13 protein-coding genes are annotated in these 14,957 nt (G+C 31.9%); all 13 read right to left on the reverse strand.

Features of this window, described 5'->3' with window-relative positions:
* Positions 1 to 67: 67 nt before the first annotated feature.
* Positions 68 to 2,884: an ATP-dependent DNA helicase DinG gene (gene dinG, locus BHF71_RS07525; RefSeq protein ID WP_176717329.1), complete on the reverse strand. Its 2,817-nt coding sequence runs from the start codon at positions 2,882 to 2,884 to the stop codon at positions 68 to 70.
* Between the two features lie 202 nt (positions 2,885 to 3,086).
* Entirely contained in the window at positions 3,087 to 3,419 is a 333-nt protein-coding gene (locus BHF71_RS07530) for a hypothetical protein (protein WP_069657046.1), read from the reverse strand.
* A 320-nt stretch (positions 3,420 to 3,739) separates the two neighbouring features.
* The gene (locus tag BHF71_RS07535) at positions 3,740 to 4,453 is read right to left on the reverse strand and encodes a 2-phosphosulfolactate phosphatase (RefSeq protein WP_069657047.1); all 714 of its coding nucleotides are present in this window, start codon (positions 4,451 to 4,453) and stop codon (positions 3,740 to 3,742) included.
* Between the two features lie 62 nt (positions 4,454 to 4,515).
* The gene (locus BHF71_RS07540; protein ID WP_069657048.1) at positions 4,516 to 5,346 is read right to left on the reverse strand and encodes a TadE/TadG family type IV pilus assembly protein; all 831 of its coding nucleotides are present in this window, start codon (positions 5,344 to 5,346) and stop codon (positions 4,516 to 4,518) included.
* Between the two features lie 10 nt (positions 5,347 to 5,356).
* Positions 5,357 to 7,609 (reverse strand): DUF5702 domain-containing protein, encoded by a 2,253-nt coding sequence (locus tag BHF71_RS07545; protein ID WP_069657049.1) that lies wholly within the window; start codon positions 7,607 to 7,609, stop codon positions 5,357 to 5,359.
* Positions 7,606 to 8,283, reverse strand: coding sequence for a TadE/TadG family type IV pilus assembly protein (locus tag BHF71_RS07550; protein WP_069657050.1), 678 nt, complete (start codon positions 8,281 to 8,283; stop codon positions 7,606 to 7,608). Before BHF71_RS07550 ends, BHF71_RS07545 begins: the two co-directional genes overlap by 4 nt.
* A gap of 10 nt (positions 8,284 to 8,293) precedes the next feature.
* Complete coding sequence (locus tag BHF71_RS07555) at positions 8,294 to 8,473, reverse strand: Flp1 family type IVb pilin (RefSeq protein WP_069657051.1); 180 nt, start codon at positions 8,471 to 8,473, stop codon at positions 8,294 to 8,296.
* Between the two features lie 62 nt (positions 8,474 to 8,535).
* Positions 8,536 to 9,339 (reverse strand): type II secretion system F family protein, encoded by an 804-nt coding sequence (locus BHF71_RS07560; RefSeq protein WP_069657052.1) that lies wholly within the window; start codon positions 9,337 to 9,339, stop codon positions 8,536 to 8,538.
* Positions 9,340 to 9,345: 6 nt separating this feature from the next.
* Positions 9,346 to 10,131, reverse strand: coding sequence for a type II secretion system F family protein (locus BHF71_RS07565; protein WP_069657053.1), 786 nt, complete (start codon positions 10,129 to 10,131; stop codon positions 9,346 to 9,348).
* A gap of 23 nt (positions 10,132 to 10,154) precedes the next feature.
* Positions 10,155 to 11,273: an AAA family ATPase gene (locus tag BHF71_RS07570; RefSeq protein ID WP_141705353.1), complete on the reverse strand. Its 1,119-nt coding sequence runs from the start codon at positions 11,271 to 11,273 to the stop codon at positions 10,155 to 10,157.
* A gap of 191 nt (positions 11,274 to 11,464) precedes the next feature.
* Complete coding sequence (gene rpe / locus BHF71_RS07575) at positions 11,465 to 12,109, reverse strand: ribulose-phosphate 3-epimerase (RefSeq protein WP_069657055.1); 645 nt, start codon at positions 12,107 to 12,109, stop codon at positions 11,465 to 11,467.
* Positions 12,110 to 12,115: 6 nt separating this feature from the next.
* A complete protein-coding gene (gene rsgA, locus BHF71_RS07580; protein WP_069657056.1) occupies positions 12,116 to 12,997 on the reverse strand; it encodes a ribosome small subunit-dependent GTPase A in 882 nt (293 codons plus the stop codon).
* Between the two features lie 17 nt (positions 12,998 to 13,014).
* Complete coding sequence (pknB, locus tag BHF71_RS07585; RefSeq protein ID WP_069657057.1) at positions 13,015 to 14,934, reverse strand: Stk1 family PASTA domain-containing Ser/Thr kinase; 1,920 nt, start codon at positions 14,932 to 14,934, stop codon at positions 13,015 to 13,017.
* Positions 14,935 to 14,957 lie beyond the last annotated feature (23 nt).

The following is a 14,957-nucleotide window of genomic DNA, read 5'->3' on the forward strand; positions in this document are numbered from 1 at the left end:
TTGATCACCCTTTTGTCTTGTAATCTCATCCTCTTATATATATGAAAAATAATCCGTAATATTCTACTTAATTTATCCAATCATTAATGTTTTGGAGGAGCTTAGTAAATTGCTGATACTTAATATCTACATCTGGCAAAGAATTGATAAATGCTTTTCCATATCTAGATTCAACAATTCTTTTGTCAAAAACAATCACTACTCCTTTGTCTTTTTGCGTTCTAATTAATCTTCCAAAACCCTGTTTAAAACGAACTACTGCTTGGGGAACAGATAATTCCATAAACGGATTTTTTCGTTTTGCTCTTAAGCGTTCCGTCTTAGCCTCATGAATGGGGTGATTTGGGGGAGTAAATGGCAGACGTACAATCACTAGAGCACTCAGACTTTCTCCGGGTACATCTACACCTTCCCAAAAACTATTAGTACCAAGTAGTATCGTCTGTTTATCTGAAATAAAACGCTTGGTTAATTTGGAACGACTGTTACTATCTATTCCATGACCAAGTACTTTAATCTGATAAGGTTCTAAGATGATTTTCAATAAGTCATAAGTTTTTTGTAACATTTGATGAGATGTGAAAAGAACTAGGGTCCTTCCATTTAAAGAGATAGCTATATCTGCAATATTTTTTGCAAGATGTTCAATATATCTCTCCTCTGATACCTCTTGAATATTAGGAATATCTTTAGGAATACAAACTAATGCTTGTTCCTTATAATTGAATGGAGATGGAAGTTTAATCTTTCGTAGTTCCTCATCCTTAGAATCAAAACCAAACCAATTGCTTGCATAATTAAAAGAACCATTAACACTCAATGTAGCTGATGTTAATATAACACTATCCAATTTATCAAATAAAAACTCTTTTACAAATGAACCTACTTCTATCGGAGCAGCAAACAGATAAGAAAAAATCTTCTTTCTTTTAATAACTGTTTCAACCCAAAATACCATATTTAAATCATTAGCATGGTTCCACTCGGAAAAAGTTAGGCTTACTTCCCTTATCTCCTTTAAATATCCAGTAAAATCTACCAGTAAACTCTCCTCTACTTCAAGGTTTCTTAACTGTTGAATGATATCTTCCATTAAGTTCGCCCATTCAGTTAGATCAATAATGATATTTTCAGCTTGTTCTTGAATCTTTTCCCACTCTTTCCTCTGTTTTACCCTTTCAACTATTCTCAATGTTTTTCGGTTTGAATCTTGATTTTTTACAAACTGATCAACAAATTCTCCCAATAAATTAAAATAGTCTTGAATATTTGACTCTACTTTTGAAATTAAAGGAATAACATTATTCTTAATTTTATTTGCAATCACAAATTGATCAGGATCTTGAGATTGATAAAAATCATTCATCGCTTTTACTAAAAAGCCAGTTTTTCCATCTTTATAGTATTTTTGTATAAAATAGCTAAATTGATATTGGTTTAATTCAAATCCCAAATGTTTAGTAGCAACCTCTTCAAATTGATGTGCCTCATCAATAACCAAGTAATTAAATCCCGGTAATATCCGATTATCCGCTTTTAGGTTTGTTAATAAAAGTGAATGGTTAGTAATAATTAAATCAGCTGTTTGCGCTCTTTGTCTGGCTCGATGGTAAAAACAGCTTCTAAACCATGGACACATATGATTTAAACAGGAGTCTGGATCACTACTTATCTCATTCCACAGACTTCGCCCAGTTTGGGAGAGATTAATTTCTTCGACGTCACCAGTTTTAGTCAATGTCACCCAAGTTAACACCTGTCCTAAATCGGTCATACCATCAATGCTAAGATTGATTTGGTTGACCTGCATAAGGTGTTGTTCAAATTTTCTTAAACATAGGTAATTGCTTCTTCCCTTAAGAATGGTAGCTGAAAAATCAAAGGGAAGTATTTTTTTTAATAAAGGTATATCCCTTTGAAATAATTGTTCCTGTAGGTTAATTGTATGTGTTGCAATAACTATCTTTTCATTTTGTTGTTTAGTCCAAAATACTGATGGTATCAAATAGGCTAAAGACTTGCCTGTACCCGTTCCTGCCTCAACCATAAGATGAGTTTGATCTAAAAATGCATTCCATACCTCATTAGACATACCTTTTTGTGCAGGTCTTAATTCAAAATTAGGAAAATTGTTAAATAATAATCCATTCTCATCAAACATTGATTCAAACTGAATTTGATCAAATTCATATTCTTGATTTTCTTGGTACTCCTCTTCAGTCATTAACAGAGCAAGTTGATTTATTATCATAAATCTATCATCATTTTCTTGATAATTATTCAATTTTTTGGCTATTATATCCTCTATAATGAAACTTAAGTCCTGATTATTACTTTGGGCTAATTGATGTAACCTTTGAAGATAAACAAGAGGCATTTCATTTAACTGTGCTAACAATTGAAGTAATAGCTTTGCAGTCGCCATAGAATCCTCATCAGCCCGATGTGGTCTATCAAGGGAGATTTCCAATTCATCAGCAATCAATTCTAACTTGTAGCTTTGAGCCATCGGCAATAAGATGCGAGAAAGTTGGAGAGTATCGATAATTAAACCTGAAAAAGGCATATATCCCAAATCTTCAAGGGTATTTTGAATAAAAGCTATATCAAATACAGCATTATGAGCTACAAAAATAGAACCCTCTAACATTGGTAACAATTTCAGCATAACTTCCTCGATTGTTGGAGCATCCTTCAACTTCTCAGGTGTAATACCAGTTAACTCTTGAAGAAAAGGTGGAATTTCTCGATCTGTATAGACAAAGGAGCTGAATACATCTTTAATTTCGTGATCTTCAATTAATACCGCTCCAACTTGAATGATTTTATCGATATCAGGTCTGTTACCTGTTGTTTCAAGATCAACTACGATATAACGGTTCAAATTCGTCACCTCGAAATCTATTACAAAATACGACATTAATTACATTAGTGCTTTTACTATCTTAATCCAATCTTTTATACCATACAAGTAAAAAAAATAAAAAATTGCTAATAAACATTTGAACAATAAAAAAGCCATTAAAAATGAAAGTGTATTATCTTTCATCTTTAATGACCTATATGATTTAAAGAAAATAATTTAATCAGAAAACGATAGGAATGTAGCCTTCCTTAATAAAATCAGATATCAATGCTCCTACATAGTCAATCCGATATCCTAATTTTTCTAGATCATTTGAGATTTCCTCATTATCCGAAATAAATTTACATGCTACAGGGGTCTGATATTTAAGAATTTTAGACGACAACTCTTGTAACTCTTGGTCCTGTGATATCAATTTTTCACTTGGGCCAAAAAAGACTACTTTGACATCATCTAACCATTTGTTTTTGAGGGCATTAGCAGCATACATCATTCCCGTTAATGCTTTTTCCTTTTCTCCAGTAGATATAATGATTACTACTTTACTACTCATCACCATTCTCCTCTCACATCAATTTATCTCCTTAACACAGCCTCTATCATTGCATGTTGTTCAATTGGTCCATCACCATGCCTGTGTTTAGGCCCCCATCCTTCTTTATGATGTACAACTTTAAAATCCTTAAATAGATGAAGAATTTCTCCTTCTTCTAAAAATGTTCGGACACTTCTACCATCAGTATATGAATGTTTGCCTATTTTTCGCCATTCTTGTGAATATCTATTATAGGATGGGTCTGTTATGTATCATCAAAATTCATTTTTGCAACTCCTTTTTGTCAAATACTATCTTAACATTCTCCTTTGAATTTATTATATAAGAATTTTATCATCGATGTACACCGGTACAATATCATAGATATCCCTTTGCAAGCAGTATTTTAAATCTTCCTCAAAACCAATCTTTTTTAGCCACTTATAGTGCCTTGAATTAGAAAGTACTTTATGGAGATCATCTTTATTTGATTCGTACAGTATCTTCGTTGTTAATCCCAAATCTGTTGTCGTTATATCCTGCTTTTCACTGATAATAGAAATCAACATCCCCGCACATAGAGCATCATCCATTGAATACTTATTGTCTGTTCCAGAACAAACAATAACAGTATCTTTTCCTTCCTTTATCAATTGTTTTGCGACTGCAGATGCATTTAAAAAAGAGCCAATATAGATCTTATCTCCTTTCACAGAGGCTTTTATTGCCCTAGTTCCATTGGAAGTGGTAAGAATCACTTTTTTTTGTGCTACATTTACTTCAGTGTATAAAAGTGGTGAATTTCCAAAGTGAAAGCCTTCGATTGGGATTGCGTTCCTTTCACCACCCAATACCATTTCTATCTTACCTTCTTGATGATATATTCTCCAAGCTTCTTCAATACCCTCAACAGGTATAACATATTTTGCTTTATTCACCAGTGCTGTTACTATGACTGATGTGGCACGCAATACATCAATAACTACCACATTCTTTTCTTTGATTACTTCACCATTTACTTCAGCTGCAGAAACTATTACATCTATATTCATCACTATTCCTCCGATAAAAATACTTTTCTTACTTAAAAATCCTTCTTTTTTATGCTACTTTTTTAATTGTAAATATATTTTTTGATATTTTTTTTTGATAATACTATAAACTCTCCCCTTGCCTCTAGATCATCTGCTCTAATAACAGCTACATATTTCCCTTCTTTAGAATTTCCTCCAATTTTGATATCACAGGTAAACCGACCAGAATCATCAAATCTACAGCTTTTTTCTTTTATAAAACCACTTTTATAAGTAAGGGTAATGGTTGCCGCTCTATTTGGAGGACCATTGGCAATGATTCTTACAAACTTCCCACGCTGTACTGGTGATGATATGTAATCAAGGTATAGCTGACTGTCATTTAGTACTTCTGAACTTCTATTTTCTAGCTTTAACCTATCTCCTAACCAAACCCTTTCATAAACCTGTTCCTCAAAAATAAGCACCTTGCTTATAAAAGGGATTCGCAGTGGCATCTCATATTTTACTTCGATACCTAAATACGGTTGGTTAAGCTCTGTTAAGTTGGGCAAAATGACTTTTGTAACCTGTAAATTTTCAACTTTAATAATTTTGTCATCCATATATCGATCAACAATTGGTCGAACTGAATTGTTTAAGGGCAACAAATCAGCGTTCTCTTTAATCAGTTGTTCTATTTCAGATTTATCTCTAGTTATTGTGTTACTATATTTTTCCTCCACTAGAGCAAGGGGATACATATGGGTAGATATTTGTTTTACCGCCTCAGAAAGACCATTGTTTAAAGCTATTTCGACCGTAGTGATCTGTATCATAGTGATAAGAAATATTAGAAAACTTAAAAATACCGGCATAATAAGGGAAGCTTCAACTACCATGCTTCCTTCTTCTTTTTTGCTTAAAAACATTTCACCACTCCTAATATGACATTGCTGCAGTCTTGGTGATTATATAATCTTTCCCTCTGATTCTCCCATCAATTACCCCAATATAATTTAATGCACTCATAACACCTGTTAAAAACCACAACTCTATGGAGGTTGTTGTAGTTCCTCTAACATATGTAGCAATATATCTAAGGTCTTTATTGGTCTTGTATTGGATTACCGCTTGGATACGAGATAATTTATTCATCTTATTACTATGAATTAACAATAGTAGCCGCAAATAATCATCATAACCAAATTGCACTTTCAGTAATTTGTTCGCTAGAAAAACTTCCTCACCATTTATCATGTTAACAATATCTGAAATTGAACGAGAAATCCCATAACTAATAGCTCCCATTAAAATAGCTAGTGGATGAGATAGGGATCTAACCTTACTATCTGTAAATCCTTCCATCGTATTAATAGCTAATCTGATCAAAAATATATCTCTAAAAGCCTTGGAAATATTCCCTCCAACTGTATGAGAACCATACACTATATATTCTAATTCTTGTTGATTAAAACCTAATAAATCTGAAAGCTCATCTATTTTAAGCTGATCGTATTGTAGGTTAATATCCTTTTTATTTGGGATAGTTAATAAATCTTTTATATTTGAAGGATTGAAATGATTAAACTTACTATAGGCAAACTCATTAATATATAGTTCATTAGTAATTTTATCTATAAAATCAGCAAGATTAAGAAATAACTGATCCATCTCTTCCATCGCATCTTTAGAGACTTCTACCGGGTCAAGGTCTAAATTATTATCAATGGAATAGTCTTTAGTTGAATTAAAATCTAAATACTGAGAATAAAACTCTTCTACTCTATTAAAATCATCATCAATACTTTTAATCGTTTCCATAGCTTTAAATAAATCATTTATTGTTTGTAATTTTTTTGTTGCCGTTTTTTCCTGTTGCTCTATTTGATTTTTGTCTAATTGAAGCATATCCGCTATTTCTTGTTTTGTTTCAAAGATTTTGTTCCCTGATTGGCTATACTTTACAAATTCCTTACGATATTCACGATTTAATGATGATATTTGGCCGATTATTCCCTTCATCTGTTTAATAGTTTGATTTATTATGGCTTCACTAAGTTGATTATTATTTTCAAGATATATTGCTTGAGAAACCATCATTTGCAAATTTTCAATGTTTTCTACCATTTTCGCATATTTCCGCTTTTGTTCTGTTATATCTCCTTTTAAATTTTCAAAAAACTCATCTGTGATAACCAAGTCAGTTGTCCGCTCTAAATCATCAGTCACCTTTTTTAGCTCATTGATGGTTTTGTTTATTTCTGTTAAATTGTTTTTCTCATCATTAACTTTATCATATTGGTTTTTATCTTGGTTTAAATTGTTATCAGAAATTACTGATTTTATCTGTTTATTCGCTTTGGAAGCGTTATCTAATCTTTCTACAGCATCAAACAAGTATTCGTTATGTTTTTCCAAAATTGAATGGTAATCGTCATAAATGTTTTGGATTGTTTCTGTTGCTTTATTTTGGTATAACTTAATCTTTTTCTTAAGTTGTTCAAGATTTTCTTCTTTTTCTACTGACAAATTCATATATTCGATATAATCTTTAACGTACTCTTTGTAATTATCCACAATATAATCCAGATCCTCTAAGCTACTAATACTTTGACTTTTGACCAAATCGGCACTTTTCATTTGATATTGTATAGTTTCTTCTAACAATACTTGTCTTAATTCATATTGATCCTTAATATTTTTTAAGACAACGGTAGTTTTAGATGCTTCTTTCATTACAAGAGAAAGGCCTTTGAAATATGATAATAACTCTAAAGTAAAATCGACTGGAGCTTTATATTTCATTTCCTCCATTATTTGTTGTTCAAAGACCTCATGATATCCCAATTGATGATCAAGTTCTACAGAAATACTATCCTTCACAATCTTAGTTTCAATAAGATTAAAATATCCCGGTGATGTTTGCAAATTCTTCTCTACAACATAAGTGAAGATATCTTTTTCGTCACCACTAAATCCAAACAAGCCATAAGTATTATATAAATCAGAATCATATGATGAAAGGACAGATCTAACTGCTGCCTGTACCGTTCTCTCTGATTGATTCTTAGCCGCCAAAATTCTAGCATAATCTATAAGAACAGCATTAAAAATGAAAATAACGGTTACCACCATGATTAAAAATATTGATACTGAACCCCGCTCAGATTGGAATAAATGTTTACTATTCATCGTCCTATTTCCTTTTCCCTTTGCTTTCTTAAAATCTTGTTTATAAGTTCTTTTTGTTGATTAAATTTTTGTGAATAGTTAATTATCAGATCAACACTACGAATATATTCTACAGGGTCTGTAGTAGTTGAATAAGCCATTACTTCAATTTTATTTCCAATCAATCGACTAACGAAACTCGGTACTTTTATCAATCTATCTAATTTAACAATGACTTTATCTTCATAAATGTTTTTTTGAAAAATTATATTACCACCGATCCCATTTGGGATAACTCTGGACATGATAGCAAGCTTTTTCTCGGATAAATCTATGGGTTCATAGCTATCTTTAATTGTTATATTTATTGTTCGATTATCCTCGTATGTAGACAATAATTTGTTCAGAACCCGATCTCCCGTTAATCTCCAATATAGTCCGTCAGTTTCTTCCATTTGATACTCACCAGTGATCGGATCTTTATGACTATTATTCCAATTAAAGGCTACCCGATCAGCAGCTTGAGTAGCGACATAATAAAGTAATACTTTTTGATAAGCAATAACACTAAGGAAAATTAATAATACTATAAAGAGAAAAATAATTGGAAAAATCAAGGAAGCTTCAACAGTGAAGCTCCCTTTTTCTTTTTTTTGAAGTCTATACAGCGAATTAGACATTTTAAAATATTTCATTCTACCATTCCTAAAAATTCGAGATATTACTATCAGATTTATTTAATAATGTTTCAACCCAATCAAAGATTTTTCCTCTAAACAAAAGGGCTACGCCTACTAACACTGTTACAATTAAAAGAATTTCTAGCGTCCCTAGCCCCTCTTCTTTGCTCCAAAAACGATAAATCCAATATTTTAATAACGTCATTCAAATCCTCCTTATTTATAAAATTTAAAAAAAGGTTTCTATGGACTACACCTATCGTTACACTAAAAAAGCATGATCGACGGAGTTGCAATAATTAATAATACGACTATAAATATTAAAACCATGGGAAATACAAGTTTTGATGATGCTTTTTCGCCTAGTATTCTGGCTAAAACCATTCTTTTTTCCCATAACTCTTTAGATAACTTAGATAATGCTAGAACTAACTCATCACTACCACGCCGATAGTTTAATAATATTGTTGTTGTAAAGATAGAAACCTCATGAACAGCCAATCTTTTACTTAATTCTTCAAGCGCTTGATTAAAGGGCAAATTATTTTTCAATTGATAAACCATTATTTGTAATTCTTTATACAAATAACTCTTTTCTGGATTCTTCTTTCTTTCTACACTCCGAATAATTGCTTGATGTAATGTTTCACCAGCATTTACTAATAGAGCTACCTTGTTTAAGAACTCAGGGAGCTCCAATACGATTGCTTCTTGTTTTTTTCTGATCTGCTTGTCCAATTCTTTTGATAATATTTCAGGAATAATGACTACTAAAAACAATCCAAAATAGATTAACATCATATCTTTATTAAGTAATGCAAAAACAATTGATAGAAATAATATTAATATATCTAAAGAAATGATTTGTGAAAGAAACATTTTTGTTTTTAATAGGCCATTTTTGTTACCATAAAGGATCAACATCTTTTGATTTATTTTAATAGTAAGTCGCGATAGTCTTCTCATTAAAGAAAATCTATCTATTAGATACAACGCCAATGGTGCCATAAATAAAAACTGAAACCCTTCACCATTCTCTTTGATAAAATCTTTATAGTTGTTACCTGACATCGCTAATCACACCTTAATATTCATAATCTTATTAGATAACCAGTAAGAGAATGCTAACAAGATTAATGAAATAGTCATAATAACAATACCTAATCCAAGTTGATATAAGGGTGCCATATAATCTGGAGAACTATAACTTATAAGACCTACAATTAAAAAAGGAGCAATACTTAAAATTTGTGCTTCTAGTTTTTTTTGAGCAATCAATATGGATATTTGCTGTTGAATCTCTAGTTTATCTCCAATTATATTAGAGGTTCTACGAATTACTTCTACCAAATTTCCCCCGGTTCTTTTTGTTGTAATAAAGACATCAGCAAAATTTGTAATATCTTCTATATCTGCCCTATTACTAAAGTCTCCAACAGCTTTTTCGATAGCTTGTCCATTTTGGACTCGCTGATTAATTATTTCAAACTCACGAATTATATAAGTGTTTGGGTCAGGATAAAGCATTCTTAAATCCTTAACTACTTCTTTAAAGGCATTCTCCACTGATTTACCAGCTACCAATGCTGATGATAAGGAATAGAGAGCTTGCTTAAATTGTAAAACAAGTTCTTGTTTCCGTTTTTCACTAAGTTTTTTTTGCTGTATTTTTTGATAATACAGACCAAAAATAGCTAAAATCGAAGATATGATCATACTTTGGTAAAAGATATAACCAATTACGAAGAAAACCATCCCAGCCATGATACTATAAAAAATACGTTCCTTTATTGACATCTGGTAGGTTGAATAATCTATTATAAGCTCATCCCGTAATTTTTCAGTTTTTCTAAAGATATTCATGATATTCACCTTTATCTCGGCTTTTAAATTAAAGCTTTAATTAGGTTTAGCACCTGATCACTATATGCTTTTTGATTTGTAAGCTGTTGCCCGTCTGTAATTGTTTTCCAATCAGGAATATATGGTAGATAACCATTTAGTTGAAATCCAAAGTCAGTGATATCATTTTTGGTATCTTGACCTAAAAATTTATTTAAGATAAAGCTTATCTTACGATAAAAATCTTGATATTCACTGTTAAAAGTATTTTTTAATTGATTTAACAATATAGTTGTTTTTTGCAACCCGATAATATCATCTAATAAAAGCCAGAGTACGTAGTTACTCTTATTCATTGAGCCTATAATCCTCTCGTTCAATGATGAATCTAAATCAATAATGATATAATCATAATTACCTATATTTACCAATGCGTCAATCAAAATTTCTATATCATTTTTACTCATCTCTTGTATCTCTTCTGGATATGAGAAATGCTCAAAATAATCTACTTTGAGGTTCAGATCATATTTTTTTAATGCCTCAATTTTTGAAACTAATTGCTCTTGATTTGTTTTAAGATAATATAGGAGCTTTGCAAAATCATTAGATCTCTTCGAAGAAAACAAAAATTCTGTTGATCCAAGATATTCTAAATTAAGATAAAATACATTCTTTTCTATCGTAGTTAATGTTTTTACGAGATTAACTGCTAAAGTAGTTTTGCCACTACCGCCAAGTGCGGAATATACGGATAGGACAGTCGTACGTTTTTTCCCTAAGAACTTCTTTTTAGCTTTGTCGTGGTTTTCAAGATATATTGAAAAAATTCGAGAAATCAGCTGATTTAGGGGTTGATATTTAAGGATGGTAGGAAAAGCGGATTCTTCATTGAGATGATCTAATTCTTCTAAGAGGATGATCACGTCTATTCCCGTTATTAATCTTTCATCGGGAACCAACTCAGGGTCTATAAGTAAGATATCTATATCTCTATTGGTTTTTAAATACCTTTCTAACATAGACTTTTGTGAAAAGGCCTTGATGATGAACTTATCTCCTAAGTCCGATTCTCTTAGATAAATTCTAAATAAGTCAATATACTCGACATCCTTATCTACTATTACAAGAACGATTCGATTTATACCACCTATGTTACGCACTCCTTTCTTTTTATATCAATTACATTTTTCTACTAAACATAACATTTCACCCATTAATTGTTACTTTGCTTAATAATTAATATTCTAAGTTAATTTTTGTATATTGTCACTATTTATTTTCAAAAAATTTAAAATGTTTTATCATTTATAAAAAACACTCAATGCTAAACATTGAGTGCAATTTATTAATACTAGTCTTTTAATCCTTTAATTGCAATTTGGCGATCTTTTGCTCCAAATACATATGAACCAGCAACAAGGACATTGGCGCCAGCTTCAACAACAGATTGATAGGTTTTGTTATTTATTCCCCCATCAACTTCAATATCAATCTCAAGTCCTTTTTCCCTGATCATTTCTTTCAACTTCTTGATTTTTGAAAGTGTGGCAGGAATAAATGCTTGTCCTCCAAATCCAGGATTTACTGTCATTAATAATATCATATCTAAATCCTCTAATAAATAATCTAACACGTTTAGTGACGTTGCCGGATTAATAGCCACACTAGCTTTTGCCCCTAAATTTTTTATTAAATGGATAGTCCTGTGCAAGTGAGTAGTAGCTTCGGCATGAACAGAAATTATATCGGCTCCACTTTTTACGAAATTCTCTATATATCTTTCAGGAGTATCAATCATTAAATGGACATCTAATGGTAATTTAGTAATCGGCTTAATCGATTCAACTACTAATGGCCCAATTGTAATATTGGGTACAAAATGACCATCCATAACATCTACATGAATTAAATCGGCTCCGCCTTTTTCTACTGAAGCTATTTCCTCTCCCAATCTTGAAAAATCAGCTGATAGGATCGATGGTGCTACTTTTATCACGAATAATTACCTCCATTTTCTTTCTTCAAGCTCCACAATTTCTTTTAAAAATTCCAAATAATGCTCATAACGTTCTTTGTTAATTTGGCCTTCTTCTACAGCTTCTTTTACAGCACATCCTGGTTCACTTAAATGTAAACATCCTCTGAATCGACATTGGGTAGACAATTCGGCAATCTCAATAAAATATTTATCCAATTCCTTAGAATTTATACCATGAAAGTCTAATGAGCTGAATCCAGGTGTATCAGCTACTGTCCCCCCACTTGGGAGCGTAATTAATTGAACAACTCTTGTAGTATGCTTACCCCGACCAAGCTTTTGACTGATATTCGCGGTTTCTAGATATAATTCTGGTGAGATAGTATTTAAAAGTGTTGATTTTCCTACGCCAGATTGTCCTGAAAAAACGGAAACCTTCCCCTTTAACACCTCTTTAATTTCGGTTATTCCCACACCCAATTTACTTGTTCTTATTACTTGGTAACCTATATCTTCATACACTTTTAATTTTGAATTTAGTTCATCCATATCTTCAACCAAGTCCAATTTTGTGATGCAAATAATTGGTTTGATATTTGCTTGTTCAACAAGTACCAAAAACCTATCTAATAACAATGAACTGAAATTTGGTTCTTTAGCAGAAAAAACTAATATTGCCTGGTCAACATTACTTATCTGTGGTCTAATTAATTCGTTTTTTCTCGGCTTAATTTCCGTGATTAAACCTTTATTATCATCAACCTTTTCAAAAACAACATAGTCTCCTACAACTGGGGTTAGTTTACGCTTTTTAAAGACACCTCTAGCTTTGCACTCCCATATATTATTTTCTGATTTTACGTAATAAAAACTACTTAACGCACGAATGATTTGCCCTTCAGGCATAAATTACCTCCATGTCTTTAGTAATAATCTACTGTTTTTTTGAGATAAAGTTTTCCGTCTTTATAGACACTAATCGTACCTTTATGACCTGGCAGTAAGATCAACTCTATTTGGTCATAAAATTTAGAGCCCGTTACGTTTTCTTTTTTCCAAACAATGTCTCTTTCCCTAGAATCTCTTATAACTATCGTAATCTCCGCTTGTTGATCTCCGTTTAAAGGAACTAGAATATCACTGTAGATCGATTTAGCATCTTGAGGATATCCCAGACTAATATACAGATCTACTTTATCACCTATTGTTACCTCACGTCCGGGATCAAAAGGAAATTGTCGATATACCTTTCCCTTATCCTGTTCAAAAGTAAAGTCTTTTTTTATTTCACCAATCTCTAAATCATATTTTAATAAAATAGCTCTAGCTTCAGATTCAGTTAGGCCGATTAGGTTAGGCATTTCAAACTTCTCTTTTCCTTTACTAATAAATAACAATATTTTTGTTTCATCGGGAATCACTAATTCTTCTGGTAATGGTTCCTGTCTGAAAACCTCACCGCTAGGAGCTTTATCACTATATGCATCAATAATTTCTACATTAGTGAATCCTTGTTGTTGTAAAATAAAAGAAGCAGTATTTCTCTGTTTATTTATTAGATTTGGCATTGCCACTTTTTCTTTTCCTAAACTAACAAATAATGTAACCTCTTGATTCACCTTAATAACACTACCTTGTGATGGCTCTTGTTTTATCACAAGTCCTTTTTCTACATTTGAGTCAAAACGTTCTACAATCTGATAATTTAGATTTAAATCATTTAAAATCTTCACCGCATCATCTTTGTTTTTCAATTCAAGGGCTGGTACTTTTACTTCAGGCACAATAAATTTATCCACAATACTTTGAAATCCGTATACGCCTAACAAAATAAATGAAATAACGATAAAAACGATTGTAAGTTTACTTAAGATACTTCGTTTTCTCTCTCTCCTAGAATGCTTACTAAAGGTAGTATGTTCATTATCATCAATTTCTTTTAATGCTGGAATAATCATCGTTTCTTGATCATCTATCAAATCATCTTCGTCAACCTGAAATTGAGGTTCGTTTACTCTATCAAGATTTAGAGCGGTTTGTAAATCAATAAGCATTTCCTTAGCTGAAGAATAACGCTTTGTTGGGTCTTTCACTAAAGCTTTTAAGATGATATTTTCTACACTTTGTGGAATATTGGGATCAATTTCCTTTGGATAAATAAAATCTTCTTGCAGATGTTTTAGAGCAACAGAAATGGGACTATCTCCTGAAAAAGGTAATTTCCCTGTAACCATTTCGTACAGTACTATTCCAAGTGAATAAAGATCCGTCTTCTCATCTGTCCATCCACCCCTTGCCTGCTCTGGAGAGAGATAGTGAACAGAACCTAACACTGAACTAGTATGGGTAATAGTTGCCTCAGAAACAGCCCTAGCAATTCCGAAATCGGTAACTTTTACCTCACCGTGATAACCGATCAAAATATTATGGGGTTTTATATCACGATGAACTATATGATTTTGGTGTGCGTGATCTAAGGCTGAACAGATTTTTTCGGCAATATCTAAAGCTTCTTTTACCGGTAAACGTCCTTTTTTACGAATTAAATCTTTTAATGTGAAACCCTCAACATATTCCATAACAATGTAGTGGATATCTTTATCTTTCTCTTCACCTACATCATAAATAGCAACTACATTTTTATGGGACAAACTTGCAGCAGCATGGGCTTCTCTTTGGAATCTTTTAATAAATTCATTATCATGGGCGTACTGCTGACGTAATATCTTAACTGCTACTTCACGGAGTAGTATTTGATCTAAAGCTCGATAAACGTCAGCCATCCCTCCTCCGCCAATCTTTTCCAAAAGTTTGTATCTATGGCCTAGAATAGTACCTATCAAAGAGTTCACCTCTTTTCTAATCT

Origin of the sequence: Vulcanibacillus modesticaldus (assembly GCF_001730235.1) — a bacterium.
Classification (GTDB): Bacteria; Bacillota; Bacilli; order Tepidibacillales; family Tepidibacillaceae; genus Vulcanibacillus; species Vulcanibacillus modesticaldus.